General features: G+C 64.5%; 23 protein-coding genes and 1 tRNA gene. 17 read left to right on the forward strand and 7 right to left on the reverse strand.

Translation table 11 applies throughout. The features are described from left to right. Positions 1-546: 546 nt before the first annotated feature. Positions 547-1,029 carry a response regulator gene (locus tag JQ572_RS13655; protein ID WP_372703282.1) on the reverse strand — a complete coding sequence of 161 codons (483 nt, stop codon included), beginning with the start codon at positions 1,027-1,029 and terminating at the stop codon, positions 547-549. A gap of 433 nt (positions 1,030-1,462) precedes the next feature. On the opposite strand from JQ572_RS13655, the gene JQ572_RS13660 reads away from it, so the two are divergent. The 4 genes from JQ572_RS13660 to JQ572_RS13675 all read left to right on the forward strand — a co-directional run bounded on the left by JQ572_RS13660 (position 1,463) and on the right by JQ572_RS13675 (position 4,002). Beyond that, positions 1,463-2,173: a Crp/Fnr family transcriptional regulator gene (locus JQ572_RS13660; protein ID WP_211384203.1), complete on the forward strand. Its 711-nt coding sequence runs from the start codon at positions 1,463-1,465 to the stop codon at positions 2,171-2,173. Positions 2,174-2,361: 188 nt separating this feature from the next. Beyond that, positions 2,362-3,060 carry a Crp/Fnr family transcriptional regulator gene (locus JQ572_RS13665; protein ID WP_211384204.1) on the forward strand — a complete coding sequence of 233 codons (699 nt, stop codon included), beginning with the start codon at positions 2,362-2,364 and terminating at the stop codon, positions 3,058-3,060. 153 nt (positions 3,061-3,213) lie between these two features. Continuing rightward, complete coding sequence (locus JQ572_RS13670; RefSeq protein ID WP_211383568.1) at positions 3,214-3,591, forward strand: Hpt domain-containing protein; 378 nt, start codon at positions 3,214-3,216, stop codon at positions 3,589-3,591. Between the two features lie 162 nt (positions 3,592-3,753). After that, positions 3,754-4,002, forward strand: coding sequence for a hypothetical protein (locus JQ572_RS13675; protein WP_211383569.1), 249 nt, complete (start codon positions 3,754-3,756; stop codon positions 4,000-4,002). Positions 4,003-4,083: 81 nt separating this feature from the next. Here the strand turns inward: JQ572_RS13675 and JQ572_RS13680 are convergent, their stop codons facing one another. After that, positions 4,084-4,707, reverse strand: a complete 624-nt coding sequence (locus tag JQ572_RS13680; RefSeq protein ID WP_211383570.1) for a helix-turn-helix domain-containing protein — start codon at positions 4,705-4,707, stop codon at positions 4,084-4,086. Between the two features lie 337 nt (positions 4,708-5,044). Here JQ572_RS13680 and JQ572_RS13685 point away from each other — a divergent pair, with 337 nt between their 5' ends. After that, complete coding sequence (locus JQ572_RS13685; RefSeq protein ID WP_211383571.1) at positions 5,045-6,208, forward strand: hypothetical protein; 1,164 nt, start codon at positions 5,045-5,047, stop codon at positions 6,206-6,208. A 590-nt stretch (positions 6,209-6,798) separates the two neighbouring features. After that, a complete protein-coding gene (locus JQ572_RS13690; protein ID WP_211383572.1) occupies positions 6,799-8,013 on the forward strand; it encodes an EAL domain-containing response regulator in 1,215 nt (404 codons plus the stop codon). An 11-nt stretch (positions 8,014-8,024) separates the two neighbouring features. On the opposite strand, the gene JQ572_RS13695 is transcribed toward JQ572_RS13690, so the two are convergent. Continuing rightward, positions 8,025-8,885, reverse strand: coding sequence for a DMT family transporter (locus JQ572_RS13695; RefSeq protein WP_211383573.1), 861 nt, complete (start codon positions 8,883-8,885; stop codon positions 8,025-8,027). A 725-nt stretch (positions 8,886-9,610) separates the two neighbouring features. On the opposite strand from JQ572_RS13695, the gene JQ572_RS13700 reads away from it, so the two are divergent. Together JQ572_RS13700 and JQ572_RS13705 are read left to right on the forward strand one after the other, a co-directional pair. Beyond that, positions 9,611-9,901, forward strand: coding sequence for a hypothetical protein (locus JQ572_RS13700; RefSeq protein ID WP_211383574.1), 291 nt, complete (start codon positions 9,611-9,613; stop codon positions 9,899-9,901). Then, complete coding sequence (locus JQ572_RS13705) at positions 9,898-10,119, forward strand: hypothetical protein (protein WP_211383575.1); 222 nt, start codon at positions 9,898-9,900, stop codon at positions 10,117-10,119. Before JQ572_RS13700 ends, JQ572_RS13705 begins: the two co-directional genes overlap by 4 nt. Before the next feature lie 82 nt (positions 10,120-10,201). On the opposite strand, the gene JQ572_RS13710 is transcribed toward JQ572_RS13705, so the two are convergent. Continuing rightward, positions 10,202-10,291 (reverse strand) — tRNA-Ser (locus JQ572_RS13710). Between the two features lie 236 nt (positions 10,292-10,527). On the opposite strand from JQ572_RS13710, the gene JQ572_RS13715 reads away from it, so the two are divergent. Further along, the gene (locus JQ572_RS13715) at positions 10,528-11,391 is read left to right on the forward strand and encodes an alpha/beta fold hydrolase (RefSeq protein ID WP_211383576.1); all 864 of its coding nucleotides are present in this window, start codon (positions 10,528-10,530) and stop codon (positions 11,389-11,391) included. Between the two features lie 591 nt (positions 11,392-11,982). Here the strand turns inward: JQ572_RS13715 and JQ572_RS13720 are convergent. Then, the gene (locus JQ572_RS13720; RefSeq protein WP_211383577.1) at positions 11,983-13,128 is read right to left on the reverse strand and encodes an ROK family protein; all 1,146 of its coding nucleotides are present in this window, start codon (positions 13,126-13,128) and stop codon (positions 11,983-11,985) included. A 329-nt stretch (positions 13,129-13,457) separates the two neighbouring features. Between JQ572_RS13720 and rplU the strand changes: the two genes are divergently transcribed. The 3 genes from rplU to JQ572_RS13735 all read left to right on the forward strand — a co-directional run bounded on the left by rplU (position 13,458) and on the right by JQ572_RS13735 (position 14,962). Beyond that, entirely contained in the window at positions 13,458-13,847 is a 390-nt protein-coding gene (gene rplU, locus JQ572_RS13725) for a 50S ribosomal protein L21 (RefSeq protein WP_211383578.1), read from the forward strand. A gap of 97 nt (positions 13,848-13,944) precedes the next feature. Next, positions 13,945-14,214: a 50S ribosomal protein L27 gene (gene rpmA, locus JQ572_RS13730; RefSeq protein WP_008137923.1), complete on the forward strand. Its 270-nt coding sequence runs from the start codon at positions 13,945-13,947 to the stop codon at positions 14,212-14,214. A 154-nt stretch (positions 14,215-14,368) separates the two neighbouring features. Further along, positions 14,369-14,962, forward strand: coding sequence for a GNAT family N-acetyltransferase (locus tag JQ572_RS13735; protein WP_211383579.1), 594 nt, complete (start codon positions 14,369-14,371; stop codon positions 14,960-14,962). A gap of 172 nt (positions 14,963-15,134) precedes the next feature. Here the strand turns inward: JQ572_RS13735 and JQ572_RS13740 are convergent, their stop codons facing one another. Further along, on the reverse strand, positions 15,135-16,049 hold the full coding sequence (locus tag JQ572_RS13740) for a DMT family transporter (RefSeq protein WP_211383580.1): 915 nt from the start codon (positions 16,047-16,049) through the stop codon (positions 15,135-15,137). A 263-nt stretch (positions 16,050-16,312) separates the two neighbouring features. Here JQ572_RS13740 and JQ572_RS13745 point away from each other — a divergent pair, with 263 nt between their 5' ends. From JQ572_RS13745 to JQ572_RS13755, 3 genes are all read left to right on the forward strand, one after another. After that, the gene (locus JQ572_RS13745) at positions 16,313-16,792 is read left to right on the forward strand and encodes a MaoC family dehydratase (RefSeq protein WP_211383581.1); all 480 of its coding nucleotides are present in this window, start codon (positions 16,313-16,315) and stop codon (positions 16,790-16,792) included. Between the two features lie 138 nt (positions 16,793-16,930). Continuing rightward, positions 16,931-17,971: a GTPase ObgE gene (gene obgE, locus JQ572_RS13750; protein WP_211383582.1), complete on the forward strand. Its 1,041-nt coding sequence runs from the start codon at positions 16,931-16,933 to the stop codon at positions 17,969-17,971. 70 nt (positions 17,972-18,041) lie between these two features. Continuing rightward, positions 18,042-19,676 (forward strand): alkaline phosphatase family protein, encoded by a 1,635-nt coding sequence (locus JQ572_RS13755; RefSeq protein ID WP_211383583.1) that lies wholly within the window; start codon positions 18,042-18,044, stop codon positions 19,674-19,676. Between the two features lie 134 nt (positions 19,677-19,810). On the opposite strand, the gene JQ572_RS13760 is transcribed toward JQ572_RS13755, so the two are convergent. Continuing rightward, a complete protein-coding gene (locus tag JQ572_RS13760) occupies positions 19,811-20,776 on the reverse strand; it encodes a Bug family tripartite tricarboxylate transporter substrate binding protein (RefSeq protein WP_211383584.1) in 966 nt (321 codons plus the stop codon). A gap of 241 nt (positions 20,777-21,017) precedes the next feature. Here JQ572_RS13760 and proB point away from each other — a divergent pair, with 241 nt between their 5' ends. Then, on the forward strand, positions 21,018-22,139 hold the full coding sequence (gene proB, locus JQ572_RS13765; RefSeq protein ID WP_211383585.1) for a glutamate 5-kinase: 1,122 nt from the start codon (positions 21,018-21,020) through the stop codon (positions 22,137-22,139). Between the two features lie 146 nt (positions 22,140-22,285). Then, positions 22,286-23,581: a glutamate-5-semialdehyde dehydrogenase gene (locus JQ572_RS13770; RefSeq protein ID WP_211383586.1), complete on the forward strand. Its 1,296-nt coding sequence runs from the start codon at positions 22,286-22,288 to the stop codon at positions 23,579-23,581.

The raw sequence follows: 23,581 nt of genomic DNA on the forward strand, positions 1-23,581 counted from the left end.
ACCAGGCGGAAGATGTTATCCAGGATCTTGGCGTTGTTCGGCTCCTGCTCGAACTTCACCAGCTGGTTGTCCACGGTGTCCAGGCTCTCGCTGGTCTCCGTCAGAAACTCCCGCAACAGATCATCCATGAGCTACGCCTTACTGACCTGGACCTTTACGCCTGAGCCGCGCTTGGCATGGACGGAAGCCCTACCCTGGATCGTTAGACATCCCTTTTCACGGTCCCGTTAATTTCATCCTCCGTGCTAATACGGATATTGAAGACAAGTTTGCGGTTCGGCCGCATGAGACAGCGTTTTTTAACAAGATCGGCACTGCGCCGCGAGCGCGAGACGCGTTGGGTAAACGTGCCGATAACGGCGGGGCGAGACCCGCGCGAAAGGCCTGCGCGTCAAGGACGATATGCGCGCCTTCGCGCAATTGGATCGCGCCGCCTGCAAACAGGGGCGCTCGCGCCACCGTCGCTTCGTGGCGTGCCGGGATCCCCAAGGCCAGCCATTGCGGTAAACGAAGGGTTACCCCGCGTCCGAGGCGGTTGGTGCCGCGCTAACCCAGCCGTGCGGCGGAGGCGGCGTCGGCATCGGGACGGTGCTCCGACAGACAATCGTTGATGGCGGCGAGCAGGGCATGCGGCGTGAACGGCTTGCGCAGACAGCGCGCCGCACCGAGCTCCAGCGCCATCCGGAGGAAATCGGGGGCCGGCGAATTCAGATTTGCGAAGGCGTAGCCGGACATCGCGATCAGCGGAATGGCCGGCGCCCGCTCGTGAAAGAGCCGGATCGATTCGAACCCGCGCATGTGCGGCATGAAGATATCGATGATCATCAGGTCGAACTGTTCGTGTTCGAGGGCGCGGAGTCCGGCTTCCCCTCCTTCGGCAATCGTCACCCGGAAATTGTTGCGCTGGAGATAGATCTCGATGGCCATGCAGACCATCGGGTCGTCGTCGACAACGAGAATATGGCGCAGACCATCTGTCCCCATTTGAGCTTCCCGTTTCGGCGATTCAATCATCGAACCGTGGGGCACGCCTTTCTCCTTTGCTTTCAGCCGAAAAATGGATGGTCGCGAGGTTCGTTGGCCGAACGGGGAAGACGAGGGACGCAAGATCTGCCGCCACCCGGCGCCAGGGATCGGAGCAATGTTGGAGGGCTGTAAGCGCGCGCCCAACGAATGAGGCCGCGCGGTTCGGCCGGCGTCCGATGGCACCGCGGATGCAATGCTTCCGGCTCATGATGGCCCCCTTGCCGCCTCTTCCTGCGATCCTCGCAGGATTGGCACGCAGGCTCATGAGCGAATCAGCGCGCTATTCTCATTTCCGCCGCAAATGCCTCAGGCTGTCTGCCTCCCAACGGGTATATGGATAGCGACGCAACCTGTATAATATGTTTTGGCCATCGCGCAACTGGACGCCGAACAGAGCGCGATGCCGAGCATTTATCGAACGCGCCGGATCGACCTGATGACCGCGAGCGACCAGCCGCCCAACCTGTTGCTGCAACTGCTCGACGCGGCTGATTTGAATCTGCTGAGTCCCCATCTCGCGACGGTCGAAATGGTCAGGGAATCTGTCTTGAGTGAAGCCGGTGCCGCGCTGAGACACATCTACTTCCCGCACGGCGGATCGGTATCGATCACGGTCAGCCTTTCGGAAGGACAGACGATCGAAGTCGCGATGCTGGGCCGCGACAGCGTCGTGGGCGGCGGTGCGGCGCTTGCCGACGGCATCGCGCTGGCCGACGCCGTCGTGCTGTTCCCCGGAACCGCTTCCATGCTCGAAATCACGGCCTTCCGCACGGTTGCTGCCGCAAGCACGGCGTTTCGCAGCCTGATGGTCCGCCATGAGCAGGCCATGCTCGCGCACGCGCAGCAATCGTTGCTCTGCAACACGCTCCACCCGATCGAGGCACGGCTGGCGCGCTGGCTGTTGCGGGCCCGCGACCTGTGCGACAGCGAAATCCTCCCGCTGACACAGGAGGTGCTGGCGCAGATGATCGGCGTGCGGCGCAACGCCATTTCCCTGGTCGCACATGCGCTCCAGCGTGCCGGCGTCATTCGCTACACCCGCGGCCAGATCGAAATCATCGATCCGCTGGCGCTGGAGACCACGTCCTGCGATTGCTATTCGGCGGTGAAGGCCAGCCACGCGCGCCTGGTCGGAACCTCGCGGTGATGCCCGCGACGCGATCAGCCCGTAAGCCGAAGCGCACGCAGCAACGCAGCGGCGATCATCGTGGTCGGACATCTTGTCCCAATTGCCAATATATCCCGGCGGGAACATGATGGAACTTGCCCGCACGGGAAGCGACGTCGCCTGCGGCGAGTCGCAGGTGCAGGAGACGGGAGGCGGCTTTGGAAACGATGGTGCGTCCCTCCAACGGTTTCCTGTCCGCCCTTTCGGCAGACGATTATGAACTGATCCGTCCGCACCTGCGTACGGTCGATCTGCCGCATGACGCGGTGCTGGTCGAGACCGGCGAGACGCTCAAGCGCGCCTACTTTCCCCATCGCGGCGTCATCTCGCTGGTGGTGGAACTCGCCAAGGGAGAGCATGTGCAAGTCGCCATGATCGGCCGTGACAGCCTGTTCGGGGCTTTCTCGACCCTGGGCGATGCATGCGCGCTGAATACGGCAATCGTGCTGGTACCCGGCGTCGCGACGGTGGTGGATCTCGACCGGCTGCGCGTCGCGGCCGATCAGAGCGCCACCTTGCGGACGCTGCTCACGCGCCATGGGCTGGCGGTCTACGTGCAGATCCAGCAGACCGCGGGCTGCAACGCCGCCCATCCCGTGGAGTCGCGGCTGTCGCGCTGTCTGTTGCACACCCATGACCTTTCGGGCGACTACCGGCTGCTGCTGACCCAGGAGGCGATGGCGCAGATGATCGGCGCGCGGCGCAACAGCGTGTCGCTGGTCGCCAATAGCCTGCAGCAGGCCAATTTCATCCACTACAGCCGCGGCCACATCCAGATCCTCAATCTGGACGGCCTGCGCCGGACGGCGTGCGAATGCTACGCCACCGTGAAGGCGCAGTATGACCGGCTGCTCGGCCCGCGCTGACCGGCGCGTCGTGGTAAACCGGCGGCTAATTGCGGCCTGCAAATACGGGGCGTCCCGCTACCGGAACTGAAATTCGAATGCCGTAGACACGAGCGTGCCTTGCGCCGGTACGGGCCGCGCAGCGGGCCAATCGTGATCGAGGCAGGCAAAGCCATGTTTGAAGTATCCGTCGCGCCGGCGCAGACAGTGCTCGATGCCGAGACTGCACGCGAGCCGGGCGCGTACGAGGCGCTGGTGCGCGAGATCGGCGAGGATGGTGCCGGGGAAGTGCGCGACGTGTTCTGGAGCGAGACCTGTGCGCGCCTGCAACTGTTCCGTGCGCTCTGGCTTGCGCAGCATCGCGCCAGGATCGCGCGCGAAGCGCATTCGCTGAAGAGCGCCGCGGGAACGTTCGGCTATGTCAGGCTCGCTGCGCTGGCGCTGCGGTTGGAGAAGACCGCCGAGAAGCTCGGCGACGCCGAATTCCGCGACCTCCTCGACCTGATGGACGCCGCCTACGCCGCCGCGCGCGCGCAGGAGCCGGAGGGCTAGATTCCTGTTTTGACGCGTTTTCTTCACGCGAACCGGCATCCATTTCGCTCGAAAACGCTCCAACCCCTCGCGCGTGCAAACCCGCCGTACTTCTACGGTTTGGGATTTTCACAGATGGCTAATCATAGGTAGCGATAGTCGCGGGAAACCAGGAGGGTTTCCATGTTCACATACGAGACCGCGGATCAGAAAGAAGTTCGTCGCTTCCGCATCGCGCAGTTCAACGGCCGGATGGCGACGGTGACCGCTGGCGCATCGACGGTGACCGGCTTCGTGCGTTCGGTGGTAGAGCAGGAATCGAGCATGCCGCCGCGCTGGACCATCACCATCATTCCCAACGCACCGAAGGAAGAGCTTAAGCCGCTGCGCCCCTCGCCGCGCACGCGTCCCTTCGCTGAAGATTATTTCTGAGCGCGATCGGATTCCCGGGCTTTCTCGAGCAATCGCTCAAGCGCGGCCCACGCCGCCGGCGGACGGCACAATACGAGACCTTCAGTCGATCGCATGCAGCAGCGCCGCACGGACGAGGTCCGCGGTGTTGCGCGCACCGAGCTTGCGCATCGCCTCCGCGCGATGGCTCTCGAACGTACGCGGACTGATCTGCATCCGAAGCGCACCCTGCTTGTTCGAATAGCCCTCGCTGATCAGCCTCAGCACCTCGCGCTCGCGCTTGGTCAGCCGCTTCTGGCCCGACAGGCCGAGGAACTCGGCGCTCGGCACGCGCTGCGACTGCGGCGCGCGCGCGGCTCTCGATTCGGCGTCCTCGGTCCTGGACGGGACCGGCGGGCCGCCCGTGTGAGGACCCGCAAGCTGCTTGACCAGGCCACAAACGCGCTCGGTCTGCGTCAGCGCATTCTCCACCACCCGCTGCAAATAGGCGCGGTCACCCGTGACAGGCGCGAGCTGATCGCTGTGATGCTTGATCTCGCCCATGTAAAGCAGCAGCGCCGTGAGGGGGCCGTTGAGCTCGCGGGCGATGGCCGCGGCCATCTCGTCGGCCGCCTTGGCCCCAGCCGCGTTCAGGCGGACGAAATCGAGCTCTTCAGCTGGAGAAGCGCCGCTTTCGTACCGTTCCGACGGCCGCGAATCGGTGGCCGTATCATTCTGTGACCCCATGTCACTCATTTAGCGGAACCGGAGGCGATCTGTGGTTAACTTTTTGCTCCGTAAGACTACGGTGATTTCGACAGTTTTGCGCTCAAACAACGGCGTCGGCACAATTTGTGCTTGCGCGGGGCTGTCGCCGTCCCCGCAAAGGTTGAGATTTCCGCTCAAATCTTGAGCCGCGAGGTGGAAAGCCGCTCCACCACCCAACCCCGCCCGACGCCGGTTCCCCGGATTTTACGAATTAATTAACGGCGGCTTGCTTTCTTAGCACGATTGAGAGCGCGCAAATGCCTCCACGCATTGGGCCCGCGAGCCTTGCGGGAAACGCTGCGAAAGACTGCGTGCCATGAACGAGATCGACCGCCTGTCGGAATTCCTGCAGAGGCTCACGCCGCTGTCGCGGAGCTGTCTGCTCAGCGAACTCGAGCGGCTCGAGCTGTGCGGCATCGACATGCCGGGCTCGCCCGAGATCCAGTCGCGCCTGCGCGCCGAGTTTCGCAAGGACGGATCGACCCAGGCGCGCGCCACCAGTCCCTCGCGCTATTTCTTCGCGCCGCTCGAGCTGCTCCTGATCGACGGCGCACCCGAGCATGCCAATATGGGGCGGATCTCGCGCAACACCCTCACCCCGATCTGGGAATGGATCTGCCGCGACCTGCTGCCGACCATGGCGCGCGACTACATCAAGGCGATCAATGACCAGGTCACCGCCAACAATCCCAAGGAAGTGCTGAAGATCGCATCGACCTTCCAGACCAAGGTCGTCAAGGTCCTCGAGAGCACTTTCGCTTCGGCGGAGAGCACCGAGTTCGCGCGCGGCAAGCTCGCGCAATACACCGCCTCGCGCACCGCCTTCGACGACGTGAAGAAGATGCAGCACGTGCTGCGCGCCGGCGCCGCACTGCCCAAGTTCGGCGAAAAGCTGCCCGAGAAGATCGCGAAATTCGACGACGGCCTCGTTGATCAGATCACCGCGCGGCTCGATGCCTTCAAGAAGGCGAATCCCGAAGCGCTGCCCTTTGCGCTGGCGCTGGTGGCGAGGCGGTTGAAGACGCCGTGGCAATTGGTGCGCCTTGCCACCAAGGCCGCCGCGAGCAAGAGCGCCGCCGACGTCGCCGCCACGCCCTACGCCTGTGTCGTCCACATGGCGCTCGACCAACTCGACGACAAGCGCCTCGCCTTGCGCATCGCACTCCGGCACAACCGGGTGCTGGTCGCGCGCGACCTGCTCGCCGAGATCTACGACACCGAATACGCGCTCAAGGTGCGCATCGACGGCATCGAACATTGCGAATGGGGCATCCGCCTGCAGCAATTGATGGACGCGATCGCGGCGCTGGTGTCCGCCGAGGTGAGCCGCTTCCCTTCCAATGTCGGCCACATTCTCGGATCGCGCCGGCTGCGCAGCCACGACACGCTGGGCGGAAAGCTGTCCTATCTGGCCTGGAAGGGACGCGATGCGATCGAGGACGGCGCGGCGGCGTTCCGCAAATTGATCGGGCAAACCTGATCTTGTGCCGCGAGCGCTAGCGCGGCAGGCAAAGGAAGCGGTCGAGAAATCGTCCCGACAGCACGAATCTGAACCACCAATACAATAGTCGCCGCGTCGTCATTGCTGCGATCCTTCGACAGCCCACCACCGGCTGTCGCGAGCATTAGCGCAGGTGCAGCAATGCGCATGTGACGTGCTTCACATTTGCCGCCGGCGCATTGTCGCGGAACTGTCACGAGCCAGGCGGCAATATGCGCACGTCGCGCGAAGATGAGTTCTTCGATCGCGTCGCTCGCTTCCATGCTCGGGCGCATACGGCCAATTGAGGCCGGCATTATTCAATTGGGCGAAGTGCGCGCAGGCCCGTCCAATTGCAGGACACCGGGCGCGCGGGTCGTCGAACCGCGCGTCGCGAAATCCCCGCATGATTGTCGCAGGCCTGCACGCCACGCGTGTCCAGACGTGAAAACTTCGCGAAGGAGATCCGAACAATTTTAGGAATGATGCGCGCTTTAACGTTACCCAGATAATCCAGCATTCGGCTGAAGCCTTCCATATTTGAAACTGCTCACGTCGCTAACACCGTCGCGGAACGGGAGTGGTTTGCGATGAACGACGAAATTGTTGAACTCGCCGCACGAAGGCCAAAAACCTTCGGACGGCGAAAGGTAACGCCGCGAGCATGCGTTGCCGACGGCAAGCGCCATTTGCGCGCCTTTCTCGCCGAAGTGCTGGAGGATCTCGGCTTCGTCACCACCGAATGCGCCAGCGCCGACGAGCTGCAGGGCGTGCTGACGCGCGAATTGCCCGACCTGATTCTGCTTGGCATCGCCGCCGACGGCATCGAGCCCGGCACGTTCCTGGAGACGCTGGTGCGCGAGGCCTTCGACGGCAAGGTTCTGGCCGTCGGCGCCCGCGAGTCGATCATCGTTCGGGCCGTGCAGCAGGTCGGCGAGGAATACGGCCTTGCGATGCTGCCGCCGCTGACGACGCCCTTTGCCGCGGAGACGTTGCGCGAGCGCGTCGCAATGCTGCTGCCGGACGAGCCGGCGCCGAGCCCGGCCGTGCACGTCGGCGAGGCGCTGCATGCCGGCTGGCTCGAGCTCTGGTACCAGCCCAGGATCGACGCGCGCACGCTGGTCCGCAGCGGCGCCGAGGCGCTGGTGCGGATGCGTCATCCGACCTGGGGCGTGGTGCCGCCGGCCTATTTCATCCCCGAGGCGCACGACCCGCATCTGCGCGACCTCTCGGAATTCGTGATCGAGCGCGCCGTGCAGGACTGGCACTATCTGCTGGAGCGGCAGAGCCCGGTCGATCTCTCGATCAACCTGCCGGCGGCGTATCTGAAGGAGCCGCAGGCCGTGCGCGATCTCTGCCGCCGCATGCCGACGCATCCGGCCTTCGGCGGGCTGACGATCGAGATCGACAGCGAGGAGGCGATCCGCGATCTCGATCTCCTCGTCGAGGTCGCCCGCGAAGTGCGTCTGCACAATATCGGCCTGTCGGTCGACAATCTCGGCGCCAACTGGCCGTCGCTGATGGACCTCGGCAAGATTCCCTTCATCAAGCTGAAGGCCGACCGGCACTTCGTCACCGGCAGCGGCAATGACCGGCTCAAGCGCACGGTGTGCCGCCACATCGTCGAGCTTTCGCATGGCTATGGCGTGCACGCGGTCGCCGAGGGCGTCGAGAGCCGCGCCGACCTCGTCGTCGCCAGCGAACTCGGCTTCGACCTCGTGCAGGGTTTCCTGTTCGGAAAGCCGATGCCGCTGAAGAAGTTTGCAAGAAGCACGTTGACGCGGACCGTGATGGGGGGCGAGTGAGGCCGCCCGCCTCAGGCAAACCGCCGCGCGAAGAAGACGCAGGTGACCACCAGCGCGGTCGCCGCGATCATGCTCCAGGCGACGGGCTCGTGCAGCAGCAGGCCGGCGAGCGCAAGACCGAAGAACGGCTGGAGCTGCTGCAACTGGCCGACACGGGCGATGCCGCCGATCGCAAGTCCGCGGTACCAGAAGATGAAGCCGACGAACATGCTGAAGACCGACACGTAGGCGAGCCCGATCCAGGCGGGCGCACCGACGCCGCTCCAGTCCGGCGGCCAGGTCCAGACCGCGAGCGGCACCATCAGCGGCAGCGCCAGCAGCAGCGCCCAGGAGATCACCTGCCAGCCGCCGAGCCGGCGCGACAGCGCGGCGCCCTCGGCATAGCCGAGCCCGCACAGCACGATCGCGGCGACCATCAGGAGGTCGCCGCGAAGCGATGCGGTGTCGTCGTTGGACAGGGCGAAGCCCGCGACCGTGGCGCTGCCGAGCACGGCGAACAGCCAGAACATCGGCTGCGGCCGCTCGCCGCCGCGCAGCACGCCGAAGATCGCGGTGGAGAGCGGCAACAGCCCGATGAAGACGATCGAATGCGCCGAGGTGATGTGCTGCAGCGCGAGCGCCGTCAGCAGCGGGAAGCCGACCACGACGCCGATGGCGACGATGGCGAGCGAGGCGAGATCCTTGCGCTGCGGCCACGCCTGGCGGAGCAGGCCGAGCACGGCCACGCCGATCAGCGCCGCGATCACCGCGCGCACCGAGGTCAGGAACAGCGCGGAAAACCCGCCGACCGCGACGCGCGTCGCCGGCAGCGAGCCGCTGAAGATGATGACGCCGAGAAGCCCGTTGCCCCAGCCGGTGGCGGAAGAGTGCATGTTGGTCTCGCTTGGTGGATGGTGATCCGATCTGGAGAGGCCAGCCGGGGTGGCGTGAGGATTACCCTTAAGCCTTTCGGGGCGGGACGCCAAAAAAGCTCGAAAACAACCCCATGCACAGTAGGCGGCGGATGCAGGATCAATGACTTACGCGGGGCCCGGACTCGTTTGACCGGGCGGCGATCCTAGTGTCGGAGGATTCGGATGACGTCGCGCGTCGTTTGACTCGTCGGACAACACAGGAGCATGATGTCATCATTGCAGGGCCCGTGAGAGCAACGGACATCAGTGAACCTGCCGCAGCAAACGCAGGCGATTTTCTCTTCGGACGCGCCCGATCATTCCGGCTTCACGTTGCGGTTCGTCCGCAGCATCGGCGGCAAATCCGAGAAATGAGCGCGCACCCATTGGATGTTGATCTTGCTCGCCCCAACAGTTGGATGCAACCGACGACAGCGCGTGAGCCGAATGGGACGGTGTTCGATCTACCGCGCTTAGAGAAGCACCTCTTATGTGACAGCGATGGCCGTTCCCGGAGCATTTCAATTCATGGGAGGGTAGTGTTGTCGCGGCCGAATTGCAGCGAGAAGGTACTATCGCTTGGTATCGCAACCCGGACCGAGCAAGTCAGGATTCTCTAGGAGTGACATACAAAGACGGCGACGAAATTAAAATCGTGCGGCCGGACTTCATCTTCTTCTCCGAACATGCTGACGGAACTATCCGTGGCGGACATCGTCGATCCGCACGGGATTCATCTTGCAGACGAACTGCCGAAGCTGAAAATCCTGGCAGAATATGCCAGCGCGAATTTGCGTACCTGCCACCGAACAGAGGCAGTGGCGAAGATTGATGATAACGACCGCGCACTCGACCTTACCAAAGATAAAGTCCGGGCGGAGATTCAAGCGGCCACTTTTGCCAGGTCGCTTTATGCCGGCAACTTTGCGAACGACTATACCCTGCCTAGTTGCTGGCTCGGCCCCGAGCATCTCGAAGTAAGGAAGAAGCGATGAACGACCCTGTCACCCACCAAATGGCGGTGGAAAGGCTGCGCGCCGCTGGGGCGGTTCAGGTGGCCGACAAGCTGGCGGCCTTCCGCAACGTGGACGGAGGGCTCGGCGGCTGGGACGGCTTCGTCCGGAAGCAATTTAGCCAGCGGATCGTTGCGGTCATTTGGCCCGAGGAAGGACCGGCACCGAAGCCCCACCTAACACGACCAGCACTTGGATGAACCGAACGCCTCTCGCGAGCCTTGCCCACATGGGGTCAGGTCGGAGGTTGAACAGGAAAAGTCGCAAGGGATTAAATCAGTATGGCGGAGAGGGAGGGATTCGAACCCCCGATAGGCTTGCACCTATGCCGCATTTCGAGTGCGGTGCATTCAACCACTCTGCCACCTCTCCTGAAGGCGCCAAGGTAGGAGCAGGGCCCCTGTGGTTGGGGGCGTTAATAGGCGAGGTTGGCGGGCCAGACAAGGCGCCAAAGGGGAAAATCCGCTGCCTCTTTCATCCCTGTGCTGGAGCCACTTACGTTCCGATGGATCGGAACGGGGCTCCAGATTCTTGTTTTGGCGCGCTTTCTTGACGCGAACCGGTCTCCACTTCGCTCGAAAACGCTCTCGTCGCCGGAAGGAATTGCCATGGAGCATCTCACGATCAAGGCCAACGGCGCCAATTTCCACGTGGCCCGCGCCGGACGGGGCAAACCGCTGCTTTTGCTGCATGGTTGGCCGGAATTCTGGCTGACCTGGGAGCCGGTGATGGCCCGGCTGGCCGATCGCTTCATGCTGGTCACGCCCGATCTGCGCGGCTTCGGCGGCAGCGACAAGCCAGAGGGGCCTTACGGGCCCGATGGCCATGCGGCGGACGTGCTGGCGCTGATGGACGGGCTCGGCATCGCGCGATTCGCCGTGGTCGGCCATGATGTCGGCGGCGCCGTGATGCAGCCGCTGGCCCGGCAGGCACCGGAGCGGATCGCCGGGCTGTTCTTCTTCGATTTCGTCTATCCCGGCATCGGACCGCGCATGGCGGCGCCCGACCGGCTCAACCACATCTGGTATCAATCTTTCCACCAGATGGAGATGGCGCCCGCGCTCGTGGGCGCGAGCCGCGAGACCTGCCAGCTCTATATCAGCCACTTCCTGAAGGGCTGGGCGCATCGAAAGAATGCCTTCGACGACGTCCTCGACGCCTTCGCCGACAATTTTTTCAAGCCGGGCAACATCGCCGGCGGCTTTGCGCATTATCGCGCGTCGCATGCCGGGCGTGTCGCGATGATGAAGGGCGAGGCGTCACGACTGCCGCCAATCGACGTGCCGACCTGCGTCCGCTGGGCCGAGCACGATCCGCTGTTTCCCTATGCCTGGACCGACCGGCTCGGGGAGACCTTTGGCAATGTCGATGTTGCGATGTTTCCCGACGTTGGACACTTCCCGCATCGGGAAGATCCCGATCGCGCGGCAGCCGAGATCGCGGCGTTCTTTCAGAGAATCGGCTGGGGTTGAATTCGGGGAAGCTGGAGCGGATGGGTGAAGTCGATCGCGCTTGGCCGACGGCAGCGCTCTCTCCGTTCCCTCCCCGCTTGTGGGGGAGGGGCAGTGAGGGGGGTGCCACACGGGAATTCTCTTCGTCGCGCATCCGTCCCGCCACGCCATCAACGACCGTCACCTTTTCCTGGGCTACCCCTCTCCCTAGCCCTCCCCCACAAGGGGGGAGGGAACGCACCTTTGTTAGGGCGCGAGTCCCGTCTCATCATGCTCTCGAGCAGGGGTGGGACCGCCAGACGCGGTAAACACTGGCGGTCCCGTGCCGCTCATTGAAATACTGGCTGGGAAGGGCGGCTTCGCCAGCCAGGTGAGGCGACGATTCGACCCTAGCGTGCGGGCCGTGCGCCGCAACGCAATCCGGTCCTTAACCTAACCAGTCAAGGTTACTCTGGAGCCGGTGTCTCCCCCATCGAGAACTCCCGCGTGGAGAGACCCTCACCCGCCGCGCGCGGGACGATGCTTCGCATCGCCCGAGGCGCGTCCGCCTCTCCCGCGAGCGGGAGAGGCGGAGCAAGCCCGCGGCCGGTGATCCAACCTGAAGCATTCTCTTCAGTCACCCTTGCTCTTTTTCTTCCCGTTGTCCTTGCCGTTCTCGGTAGAATCCTTGTCCTTGTCCTTGCCATTGCCGCCGTCCTTGCGGCGGTTGGTGAAGCGGGCGTTGCCGAGCCCGGTGCCGATGGTGAGCACGCCCCAGCGGTCGACGTCCTGCATGAACGGCACCTCGGACAGGCCCTGAACCACGCCGTCATTGTGCATCAGGATCGCGGTGTCGTGCTCGCCGATCTGCGGAATGCCCTCGATCAGGCTCGCCGGCAGGTTGAACTTGCTGCTCTCCCAATTGCCCGGCAGGTTCTGCGCGCCCTTCTCGATCGAGCCGTCCGCGTTGATCACGCCGGGACAGGCGATGCCGATGAAGGGCGCGAGCTTGTAGCCTTCCTTTTCGGCCTCGGCGATCAGCGCCTTCAGCATCTTGGTGAGCCGCTTCACCGCGCCTTCGCGCGTCGGCTCGTCGTCGGCATGACGCCACAGGTCGGAGTTCACGACCTTGGCCTTCGAGAGGTCCTTGGCCTTCTTCCAGCTGGTCTCCACCAGGCCGCAGCGGATGTTGGTGCCGCCGATGTCGACGGCCAGAATGCTGTCATGGGCCTCGAAGATCCAGGACGGCGCCAGATGCAGCGCGCCGAGCAGGCCGGCTTCATCCGGGTGATGGCGGATCGGCGTCATGTCGATCTTGAACTCCTCGGCCTTGAGGATGATCTCGGTGCGCGCGATCGCGAGCTCACCCAGCCGGGAATCGCGGAATCCACCGCCGACCACGATGCGCTCGGTCTTCCCCCAGGCCTTGGACTTGAGGAAACGCCGCGTGACGTAAGCGAGCTCCTGGGCGAAATCCTCGATCGCGCTGTGCACCACCGCGGAGGCCTCGGTGTCGTCGCCGGCCAGCATGGCGTCCAGCGTCTTCTTGCTGACGTTCTCCGAGGGCTCCTTGCCGAACGGATCCTCGCCGGTCTTGCGCAGCGGCTTGCGCCAGCGCTCGAGGATCTTGCGGAACGCGCCCCTGCTGGCGCGGTCGCCGAGAAAACCGTCCTCGTCCTTCATCTCGATGTTGAAACTGTCGACGTCCACCGAGGGCAGCCGCTCCGCCCCGTGATGGGCGATGCCCGTCGTCGTCTTCACCAGCTCGTCTGTTGCCATGCTAAGCCCTGCCCGCGCGAGAATTCGCGGGGACAACGACGAGGGAACCCGTTGGTTGCAGCGCGGACCGGGATTCGATTGCGGGCATGCGAACGGCCAAATCCTTCAAATCCGGGCCGTTTTCGGCAGTTTTCCTTGACTCGGCGGGGATCGCGGCTATAAGTCCCACAACCGGCGCGGGGCGTTTCTCGCGCCGCTTGTTTTTGCGTGGGTTTTCAAAGGGATAACTCCCGCCCGCACAAAACTCGCATAAACCCATAGCGACTGACAAAAAGCCGGCCCGGACGAATTTCGTCGCGAGGCCGGGATTTGAACACGGAGAAAAAACGATGTTCGCAGTCATCAAAACCGGCGGCAAGCAATACCGCGTCGTGCCGGATGATGTTCTCGAAGTAGGCAAGATCGAAGCCGAAGTCGGCACGATCGTGCAGTTGAACGAAGTTCTGCTGGTCGGCGGCGACACGCCGGTCCTGGGCATTCCGACGTTGGCCGGTGCGTCCGTGGCCGTCGAGGTGCTCGACCACAAGCGCGGCCCCAAGGTCATCGCGTTCAAGAAGCGCCGCCGCAAGAACTCGCGCCGCAAGCGCGGCTACCGCGACGAGATCACGGTGCTTCGCATCAGCGAGATCCTGACCGACAACGCCAAGCCCACCAAGGGCCCGCGTCCGAAGCGGGAAAAGGTCGTCAAGGAAAAGGCAACCGAAGAAGCCGCCGCATAATTTGGTCACGCGCAATCACGAATTGATGCGTGGAAAATCGTGAAATGATTCCGTCAAGGAATTGATCTAGACATACGCAGGATTTCGGAGACGAGCCATGGCTCACAAAAAAGCAGGCGGTTCATCGCGCAACGGTCGCGATTCCAAGGGTAAGCGCCTCGGTATCAAGGCGTTTGGCGGGGAAGTCGTCATTCCCGGCAACATCATTGCGCGTCAGCGCGGCACCACCTGGCATCCCGGCCTTAATGTCGGCATGGGCACGGACCACACTCTGTTCGCCAAGATCGAGGGTCGCGTCACGTTCCAGGCCAAAGCCAACGGCCGCACCTTCGTATCGGTGCTCCCGCTCGCAGAGGCGGCTGAATAGACGGCGGATCAAATCTGGAGTCCGCCGGGTCCTTGACCGAACCGGCGGAGTCCTGAAGATCAAAAGATCGAAGGCTCCAGGGGAGGCAGGGAAACCGGCCTCCCCTTTCGTTTGCGTCCTCACTTTTCACTTAGTGACTTCGACGGAGCCGGACATGTTGCAGGATTTTTCGAGCGTGACCTTGCGGGAGGCGAGACCCAGCGTCGTCGCCACCGAGCGGCTGACCTTGCGGCGGCCGACACTCGCCGACGTCAGGACCATCGCCCTCCTCGCCAATGACCGCCGTGTCGCGGAGAACACCCGCCGCCTGCCGCATCCCTATTCGCAGGACGACGCCGTCGAATTCGTCCGCGCCACCGCCGCGCTCGGCAGCGAGACCGTGTTCCTGATCGAGCACGACAGCGGACCGGTCGGCATGGTCGGCATCGACTGCTCGACGCCCGACAATGCCGAGCTCGGCTATTGGCTCGGCGTCGAGCATTGGGGCCGGGGCTTTGCCACCGAGGCCGCGCGCGGCGCGATCGACTTCTTCTTCGAGGAGTTCGAGGACGAGCACCTCCATGCCGGCGCGCGCGTCACCAATCCGGCGTCGCGCAACGTGCTGGAGAAGTGCGGCTTCCAGTGGAGCGGGGTCCAGCTGCACCGCTTCCTGGCGCTGGGCTCCTCCACGCCCGTCGACTGCTTCCGCCTCTCGCGCGGGGTGTGGTCGTCGCTGAAGAGCTGGAGCAGCGCGCGACGGGTGAGGTAGGGCGTTTACCCTCCCCTGGAGGGGGAGTGTCGGCTCACATTGAGCGCAGCGAAGATGTGAGACGGGGTGGGGTGACGGTCTCTGCCCGTCCAACAGTGCCCGTGCGGAGAGATCACCCCACCCCGCTCGCGCTTCGCGCGATCGACCCTCCCCCTCCAGGGGAGGGTAAGAGCTACGCCGGCGGATTCACCTCTGCACTCGGGCGCCCCAGATCGCGCTCGCGCAAGTAGATGTAGAAGCCGGCGCCGATGATGATGACGGCGCCGACGATGGTGGCGATGGACGGCACGTCGCCGAACACGACGAAGCCGAAGATCACGGCCCAGACGATCATCGAATATTGATAGGGCACGACGACGCTGGCCGGTGCGAGCTTGAGCGAGCGGTTGACGCAGAACAGCGCGGTCACCGAGATGCACCCCGCCAGCGCGAAGATCGCGAGGCTGCCCGATGTCGGCGGCACCCAGTGGAACGCCGACAGCACCGCGCCGAGCAGGAACGTGCCGACGAATTGCGAGGACGCCATCACGATGTCCGGCGTCTTGCGCAGGCTGCGCGTGATCAGCATCAAGGTTGCGAACGACAGGCTGCCGCCGAGCGCGATCAGCGCCGGCAGGCTGACGGTCTGCGCCGACGGCCGCAGCGCGATCAGGACGCCGCAGAAGCCGATCAGGATCGCCGTCCAGCGCCGCCAGCCGACCTTCTCGCCCAGGAACACCGCCGACATCGCGGTGACGAAAATGGGACCGGCCAGATAATAGGTGATGACGTCGGCAAGCGGCAGATAGACGGTCGCAAGGAAGAAGGCGGCGACCTCGAGCGTCGACAGCACGACGCGAAAGAGCTGCAGGCGCGGCCGCTCCAGATGCAGGAACTGGTGGCGCTGCCGCCAGACCAGCGGCGACAGCAGCAGCAGCGCCGCGCAGGCGCGCAGGAACAGCAATTGCCCCACCGAATACGTCCCGACCAGGAACTTGCCCATGGCATCGCCGAACGAGAACATGAAGATCGACAGCACCATGAGTGCGATGCCGGCCAGGCGCGCGGAGCGATCATCATAGGCGGAGAGGTTTTTGAAGAGAGGCATTGCTGTCGATCGTGGAAACCCGTCATTGCGAGGAGCTCTTGCAACGATGCAATCCGGACTGTGTCCGCGGAGGCGATCTGGATTGCTTCGCTTCGCTCGCAATGACGGGCGGAGAGAGCGTTCGGAAACCGGCGAATAGAGTCGTCTGCGGTCGTTTTAATGACGTGGGCAGCCGGGACAAGCCCGCTTCGCCGAATTGAACGGATTGTCGCACTCTTCGCGCCGCGGTAGCGATAGGCCGCCCACGAACAGAGAGCTTGGACATGACCGATTTCGATCCGACCCGGCATCGCATGATCCCCGCGCAACGCTGGTTTGAGGATTTCGTGGTCGGCGAGCGCTTCGTGCTGCCGAGCCGCACCCAGACCTCGGCGGTGTTCGCGGCATTCCAGACCGCGAGCGGCGACACCCATCCAGTGCATTACGACGTGGAGTATTGCCGCAGCCGCGGCATGCCGCATCTGCTGGCCCACGGCTTCCAGACGCTGATCCACACCGCGCCCGGCGCCGGCCTGTTTCCGTTCATGGTCGAGAATTCCCTGGTCGGCTTCCTCGAGCAGTCGAGCCGGTTCCTCAAGCCCGTCTTTGCCGACGACACGATCTATCCTGCGCTCGAAGTCACTGAGCTCGTGCCGGGACGCACGACCGGGACAGTCACGCTCAAAAGCACCGTGTTCAACCAGCGCAAGGAGCTGGTGCTGGAGGGCGCGCAGAAATTCCTGATCCGGCGGCGGCCCGCCTGACGTCGGCTTGGACGTCGGCTTGGACCTCGTCTTGGACCTCATCTTGGGGTTAAGCACGGGGCGAAAATCGCGGAAATTCGGCCGGTTTGCGGGTCAATCCGGGTTGCCGCGCGGGACCGGCTAGCCTACCTATGGCCCATGAAATTCCTTGACGAAGCAAAGGTCTATATCCGCTCCGGTGACGGCGGGAACGGCTGCGTGGCGTTCCGCCGCGAAAAATTCATCGAATTCGGCGGCCCCTCCGGCGGCAATGGCGGCCGCGGCGGCAATGTCGTCATCGAGGTCACTGATGGGCTCAATACGCTGATCGACTACCGCTACCAGCAGCATTTCAAGGCCCAGAAGGGTGAAAACGGCTCAGGCTCGGACCGTCACGGTGCCAACGGCAAGCCGATCACGCTGAAGGTCCCCCTGGGCACGCAGATCTTCGACGAGGACCGCGAGACCCTGATCCACGACTTCACCAATGTCGGCGAAAAATTCGTGCTCGCCGAAGGCGGCAATGGCGGTTTCGGCAACGCGCATTTCAAGACCTCGACCAACCGCGCGCCGCGCAACGCCAATCCCGGCCAGCCCGGCGAGGAGCGCTGGATCTGGCTGCGGCTGAAGCTGATCGCGGATGCCGGCCTCGTCGGCCTGCCCAATGCCGGCAAATCGACCTTTCTCTCCAAGGTCAGCGCGGCCAAGCCGAAGATCGCCGACTATCCCTTCACCACGCTGCATCCGCAGCTCGGGGTCGTGAATGCCGACGGCCGTGAATTCGTGCTGGCCGACATTCCCGGCCTGATCGAGGGCGCCCATGAAGGTGTGGGTCTCGGCGACCGCTTCCTCGCCCATGTCGAGCGTTGCCGTGTGCTGCTGCATCTCGTCGATGCAACCTGCGAGCATGCCGGCAAGGCCTACAAGACGGTGCGGAAAGAGCTCGATGCCTATGGCGGGCTCCTGACCGACAAGATCGAGATCGTGGCGCTGAACAAGATCGACGCGGTCCAGCCGGACGAATTGAAGAAGCAGAAGGAGCGGCTCAAGCGCGCCGCCAAGAAGACGCCGCTGCTGCTCTCCGGCATCACCGGCGACGGCGTCAAGGAAGCCTTGCGCGCGCTCGCCGACGTGATCGGCGAGAGCCCGGTCTCCGCCAAGGCGAAGAGCGCAGCCGAAGCCGAGCCCTGGTCGGCCTGATCCGGCTCCACTTGTCTTCGCGCCCTCGATGACGCAGCATCAAGCAATCAAGAAACGGCAGGGGCGAAGCATGGCGCGCGCGAAGAACGTTCTCTGGATCATGTGCGACCAGCTTCGCTACGATTATCTCGGCTGCACCGGCCATCCCACGCTGAAGACGCCGAACATCGACGCGATGGCCAAGCGCGGCGTGCTCTTCAGCAAGGCCTATGTGCAGTCGCCGATCTGCGGTCCGTCGCGGATGTCGTTCTACACCGGACGCTACATGCGCTCGCACGGCTCGCACTGGAACGGCTGGCCGCTGCGCGTCGGCGAGCCCACGCTCGGCGACCACCTGAAGAAGATCGGCGTGCGCAACGTGCTGGTCGGCAAGACCCACATGGCGCCCGATCTCGAAGGCATGAAGGCGCTCGGCATCCCGCCGGAATCGATGATCGGCGTGCACGTCGCCGAATGCGGCTTCGAGCCCTATGAGCGTGACGACGGCCTGCATCCGACCGGCCGGCAGCGCCCGAAATACGACGAGTATCTGCGCAAGCAGGGCTTTGAAGCCACCAACCCGTGGGAGCACTGGGCCAATTCCGGCGCGGCCGATGACGGATCTTTGCAAAACGGCTGGCTGCTGGTGCACGCCGACAAGGCCGCGCGCGTGCCGGAAGAGCACTCCGAGACGCCGTACATGACGCGGCGCGCGATGGACTTCATCAGCGAGGCCGAGACCGACGGCAGGCCGTGGTGCCTGCATCTGTCCTACATCAAGCCGCACTGGCCCTACATCGCGCCCGAACCCTATGCCAGCATGTATTCGACATCCGACATGATTCCGGTGATCCGCTCCGAGCGGGAGCGGCAGAATCCGCATCCGGTGTTCGGCGCCTATATGGACATGCGCTACTCCCGCAACATGGCGCGCGACGAGGCCCGCGAGAAGGTGATCCCGACCTATATGGGCCTGATCACCCAGATCGACGACCAGATGGGCGTGCTGATGAAGTTTCTGGAGGAGCACGATCTGCTCGACACGACGATGATCGTGTTCACGTCCGATCACGGCGATTATCTCGGCGATCACTGGATGGGCGAGAAGGATCTGTTCCACGAGCAGTCGGCGAAGATCCCGCTGATCATCATCGATCCCTCGAAGGAGGCCGACGCCACCCGCGGCACGCGCAGCGACGCGCTGGTCGAAGCCATCGACCTCGCGCCCACCTTCGTCGATTATTTCGGCGGCAAGGTGCCGGGCCACATCCTCGAGGGTCGCTCGCTGCTGCCGCTGCTGCGCGGGCCGACGCCGGCCGATTGGCGCAAGGTCGCGTTCTCCGAATACGATTATGTCATGCAGGACGTGCGGCTGAAGCTGAACCAGCCGATCGAGCGCTGCCGCCTGTTCATGGTGTTCGACGGCCGCTGGAAATACATCCACGCGTCGGGCTTCCGCCCGATGCTGTACGACCTCGAAACCGATCCAGAAGAGTTTCTGGATCGCGGCGACGATCCGGAGTGCGCCCCGATCATCGCGCGGTTGCAGGCCGAGCTGTTCGACTGGGCACTGCATCCCAACGATCACATCACCACGCCCCGCGAGAAGATCGCGGCCTATGCCGATAACCAGCTCCAGGTGAAGGGCGGGATCCTGATCGGCATCTGGGACGAAGCGGAGCTGGCGTCGATTCGTGATGGGATCGAGCAACGCGCGAAGCTGTGAGAGAGGGACAAGCTCTCTCAATTCGTCATGCCCGGGCTTGACCCGGGCATTCACGCCTTACGGCAACCGCGGATACAGGTGGATGGCCGGGTCAAGCCCGGCCATGACGACTGAGTATGCGGCGCCGCCGAAACTCAATTCTCGATCTTGTACCCCGTCGCTTTCACGATCGGCTGCCAGAACGCCGTGTTTGCGGCGAGCTCCTTGGTCAGCCCGTCTGCACTGCTGCCGACCGGGATCAGGCCGATCGCGGTGAGCTTTTCCTTCACCTCGGGCTTGGCGAGTGCGGCGCTTGCGGCCGCACCGAGCTTGCTGGCGAATTCCGGCGGGCTGCCGGCGGGAAGCCACATGCCGTACCAGGCGTCCGCGACGAGATCGATGCCGCTCTCCTTCAGCGTCGGGACCTCCGGAGCGAACGGCGAACGTTCCGCGCTCGATGACGCGATGATCTTCACGCCCTTGGCGCGATGCTGCGGCAGCGCGTCGGCCAATGTGACGATGCCGAACGACAGATGGCCGCCGATGAGATCATTGAGGATGGGTGCGCTGCCGCGATAGGGCACGCGGGTCAAGGGAATGCCGAGATCCTTCTCGAGCTTGGAGCCCATGAAATGCGGAATGGTGCCGTTGCTCGGCACGCCGAACGAGGTCTTGTCGGGATGAGCCTTCAGCCACGCCACGAAGCCTTTGAAATCGGCAGCATCGACCGCCGGACCAATCACGACTGCGAATTCGAACCGCGCCAGCAGCGACACCGGCATGAAATCCTTCGCCGTGTCGAAGCTCGGCGTCGTCTCCACCATCGGCAGCAGGTACATGGTGGGACCGGTTGTCACCAGCACCATGCTGCCGTCGGGACTTCCGCCCTTCACCGCCTTGATGCCGATCAGGCCGTCGCCGCCGGTGCGGTTTTCGACCACCATGGTCCGTTGCAGCATCGGCGCCATCTCCTGCGCGATCAGACGACACAGCGTGTCGCCGCCCGCCCCGGCCGCGAACGGGAAAATGATCTTGCTCAATCCGGCCTGCGCTTGCGCTTCGCCCGCCTGCGCCAGCAACGGCAGCCCCAGACACCCAGCCATGAATTTGCGGCGATCCATACGTCTCCCTCCCCAGCCCATTATTGGTTGCCGGCATTAGACCCGGGCCAGCGCCCAAGACAAGGCCCAACACGAGGTGCAAGACCAGATGGAAGACAAGGCCGACCTTGGCCCCGTTTACCATTCCGTCCGCCTTGCGCCGGCCATCGTCCTGCTGCAAAAGCAGGCCTTGCCGGCGCCGCTTTCCGCTCCGCCGTTTCCGATGCAGAGCAATTCGTCACACGCGCCAGCACATACACACATGGCCAGCCCCGAACTCAGTCAATTCCGCCGCATCGTCGTCAAGGTCGGCTCCGCGCTGCTGGTCGATTCCGACAAGGGCGAGGTGCGGGCGTCCTGGCTCGCCGCGCTCGCCGACGACATGGCCAAGCTGCACCGCGAGGGCCGCGACGTCCTCGTCGTCTCCTCCGGCTCGATCGCGCTCGGCCGCAGCCGGCTCAAGCTGCCGCGCGGCCCGTTGAAGCTGGAGGAGAGCCAGGCCGCCGCCGCGGTCGGCCAGATCGCGCTGGCGCGCATCTGGTCGGAGGTGCTAGGGGCCCACGGCATCGGCGCCGGCCAGATCCTGGTGACGCTCCAGGACACCGAGGAGCGCCGCCGCTATCTCAACGCGCGCTCCACCATCGGCAAGCTCTTGGAGTGGCGCGCCATCCCCGTGATCAACGAGAACGACACGGTCGCCACCACCGAGATCCGCTACGGCGACAATGACCGCCTCGCCGCGCGCGTCGCCACCATGGCGAGCGCGGACCTCTTGGTGCTGCTGTCGGACATCGACGGGCTCTACGACGCCCCGCCGAAGAACAACCCGAACGCAAAGCTCATTCCCGTGGTCGACAGCATCTCCTCGGAGATCGAGGCCGTGGCGGGCGACGCCGAGTCCGAGCTGTCGCGCGGCGGCATGCGCACCAAGGTCGAGGCCGCCAAGATCGCCACCACCGGCGGCACCCATATGCTGATCGCCTCCGGCAAGATCGAGCATCCGCTGCAGGCGATCGCCGATGGCGGCCGCTGCACCTGGTTCCTGACGCCGGCCAATCCCATCACCTCGCGAAAGCGCTGGATCGCGGGCACGCTTGAGCCGAAGGGCACGCTGACGATCGACGCCGGCGCCGTCGCGGCGCTGCGGGCCGGTGCCAGCCTGCTGCCGGCGGGCGTGATCAAGGTCGAGGGCCAGTTCGCCCGTGGCGACGCCGTGATCGTGCGCGGCCCCGACATGAGCGAGATCGGCCGCGGCCTGATTGCCTATGACGCCGACGACGCCGAGCGGATCAAAGGCCGCTCCTCTCCGGACGTGATGACTATCCTCGGCATCAGCGGCCGCGCAGAGATGATCCACCGCGACGATCTGGTGGTGGGCGGGTAAGGGCCGGCACGGCCCCTTTGGCTGATCTTGCTGGGCAAATGACGCAGCCGTCGTGCGGCCGGGGAGACCAGCCATACCCTCCCGACCCTTCGCAAAAGCGGGATTTCCGTGCTAGGACACCGCCTTAGCAAAAGGTTGAAACTCCCATGGCCGCCCCCCTCAAAGCCGTTGACGGCAATGCCGACCTCCAGGCGCTGATGTCCGATCTCGGTACCCGTGCCCGCGCCGCCGCGCGCGTGCTGGCGCTGGCGCCGCCGGAGCAGAAGAACCGGGCGCTCGAGGCCATGGATCGGGCGATCCGCGGCAATGCGGCGGCGATCCTCGCTGCCAATGCCGAGGATGTCGCGGAGGCCCGCGCCTCCGGCAACGCCACCGCCTCCTTCATCGACCGCCTCACGCTGACGCCCGCGCGCGTCGAGGGCATGGCCGAGGGCATCGGCATCGTGCGCGGCATCGCCGATCCGGTCGGCATCGTCACCGAGAGCTGGCAGCGGCCGAACGGCATGACCATCGAGCGCGTGCGCGTGCCGCTCGGCGTCGTCGGCGTGATCTTCGAGAGCCGGCCCAATGTCGCGGCCGATGCCGGCGTGCTGTGCCTGAAGTCGGGCAATGCGGTGATCCTGCGCGGCGGCTCCGACAGCTTCCGCTCCTGCCGTGCCATCCATGACTGTCTCGTCCAGGGCCTGCGCGAAGCCGGCCTGCCCGAAGCCGCGATCACGCTGGTGCCGACGCGCGATCGCGCGGCGGTCGGCATGATGCTGTCCGGATTGAACGGCGCCGTCGACGTGATCGTGCCGCGCGGAGGCAAGAGCCTCGTCGCGCGCGTCGAGCAGGAAGCGCGCGTGCCGGTGTTCGCGCATCTCGAAGGCGTCAACCATGTCTACATCGATGCCAGCGCCGACCTCGCCATGGCGAAGTCGATCGTGCTCAACGCCAAGATGCGCCGCACCGGCGTCTGCGGTGCAGCCGAGACGCTGCTGGTCGATCGCGCTGCTGCCGCAACGAGCCTGAAGCCGCTGGTCGAGATGCTGATCGAGGCCGGCTGCGAAGTGCGCGGCGACGACGCCGTGCAGAAGGCGGATGCGCGGGTGAAGCCTGCGAGCGCAGAGGATTGGGACACCGAATACCTCGACGCGATCATCGCGGCGAAGGTGGTGGATGGCGTCGACGGCGCGATCGCGCATATTCAGAGCCACGGCTCGCATCACACCGATGCGATCGTGAGCGCGGATCAGGCGGCTGCAAAGCGGTTCCTGAGCGAGGTCGATTCCGCGATCGTGCTGCACAATGCCTCGACGCAGTTCGCCGATGGCGGCGAGTTCGGCTTCGGCGCCGAGATCGGCATCGCGACCGGACGATTCCACGCCCGCGGGCCGGTTGGCGCCGAGCAGCTGACGAGCTTCAAATATCGCGTTCACGGCACCGGGCAGACGCGGCCGTAG

This window comes from Bradyrhizobium sp. SZCCT0153, assembly GCF_018129995.1.
In the GTDB taxonomy this organism is placed as follows: domain Bacteria; phylum Pseudomonadota; class Alphaproteobacteria; order Rhizobiales; family Xanthobacteraceae; genus Bradyrhizobium; species Bradyrhizobium japonicum_G.

Coding starts and splice junctions, on each gene's coding strand:
- proB (WP_211383585.1), top strand. CDS start 21,018: ATGGCCAGCCCCGAACTCAGTCAATTCCGCCGCATCGTCGTCAAGGTC.
- obgE (WP_211383582.1), top strand. CDS start 16,931: ATGAAATTCCTTGACGAAGCAAAGGTCTATATCCGCTCCGGTGACGGC.
- JQ572_RS13740 (WP_211383580.1), bottom strand. CDS start 16,049: ATGCCTCTCTTCAAAAACCTCTCCGCCTATGATGATCGCTCCGCGCGC.
- JQ572_RS13680 (WP_211383570.1), bottom strand. CDS start 4,707: ATGGGGTCACAGAATGATACGGCCACCGATTCGCGGCCGTCGGAACGG.
- JQ572_RS13720 (WP_211383577.1), bottom strand. CDS start 13,128: ATGGCAACAGACGAGCTGGTGAAGACGACGACGGGCATCGCCCATCAC.
- JQ572_RS13695 (WP_211383573.1), bottom strand. CDS start 8,885: ATGCACTCTTCCGCCACCGGCTGGGGCAACGGGCTTCTCGGCGTCATC.
- JQ572_RS13665 (WP_211384204.1), top strand. CDS start 2,362: ATGGTGCGTCCCTCCAACGGTTTCCTGTCCGCCCTTTCGGCAGACGAT.
- rpmA (WP_008137923.1), top strand. CDS start 13,945: ATGGCTCACAAAAAAGCAGGCGGTTCATCGCGCAACGGTCGCGATTCC.
- rplU (WP_211383578.1), top strand. CDS start 13,458: ATGTTCGCAGTCATCAAAACCGGCGGCAAGCAATACCGCGTCGTGCCG.
- JQ572_RS13755 (WP_211383583.1), top strand. CDS start 18,042: ATGGCGCGCGCGAAGAACGTTCTCTGGATCATGTGCGACCAGCTTCGC.
- JQ572_RS13670 (WP_211383568.1), top strand. CDS start 3,214: ATGTTTGAAGTATCCGTCGCGCCGGCGCAGACAGTGCTCGATGCCGAG.
- JQ572_RS13675 (WP_211383569.1), top strand. CDS start 3,754: ATGTTCACATACGAGACCGCGGATCAGAAAGAAGTTCGTCGCTTCCGC.
- JQ572_RS13685 (WP_211383571.1), top strand. CDS start 5,045: ATGAACGAGATCGACCGCCTGTCGGAATTCCTGCAGAGGCTCACGCCG.
- JQ572_RS13660 (WP_211384203.1), top strand. CDS start 1,463: ATGACCGCGAGCGACCAGCCGCCCAACCTGTTGCTGCAACTGCTCGAC.
- JQ572_RS13760 (WP_211383584.1), bottom strand. CDS start 20,776: ATGGATCGCCGCAAATTCATGGCTGGGTGTCTGGGGCTGCCGTTGCTG.
- JQ572_RS13690 (WP_211383572.1), top strand. CDS start 6,799: ATGAACGACGAAATTGTTGAACTCGCCGCACGAAGGCCAAAAACCTTC.
- JQ572_RS13770 (WP_211383586.1), top strand. CDS start 22,286: ATGGCCGCCCCCCTCAAAGCCGTTGACGGCAATGCCGACCTCCAGGCG.
- JQ572_RS13715 (WP_211383576.1), top strand. CDS start 10,528: ATGGAGCATCTCACGATCAAGGCCAACGGCGCCAATTTCCACGTGGCC.
- JQ572_RS13735 (WP_211383579.1), top strand. CDS start 14,369: ATGTTGCAGGATTTTTCGAGCGTGACCTTGCGGGAGGCGAGACCCAGC.
- JQ572_RS13705 (WP_211383575.1), top strand. CDS start 9,898: ATGAACGACCCTGTCACCCACCAAATGGCGGTGGAAAGGCTGCGCGCC.
- JQ572_RS13745 (WP_211383581.1), top strand. CDS start 16,313: ATGACCGATTTCGATCCGACCCGGCATCGCATGATCCCCGCGCAACGC.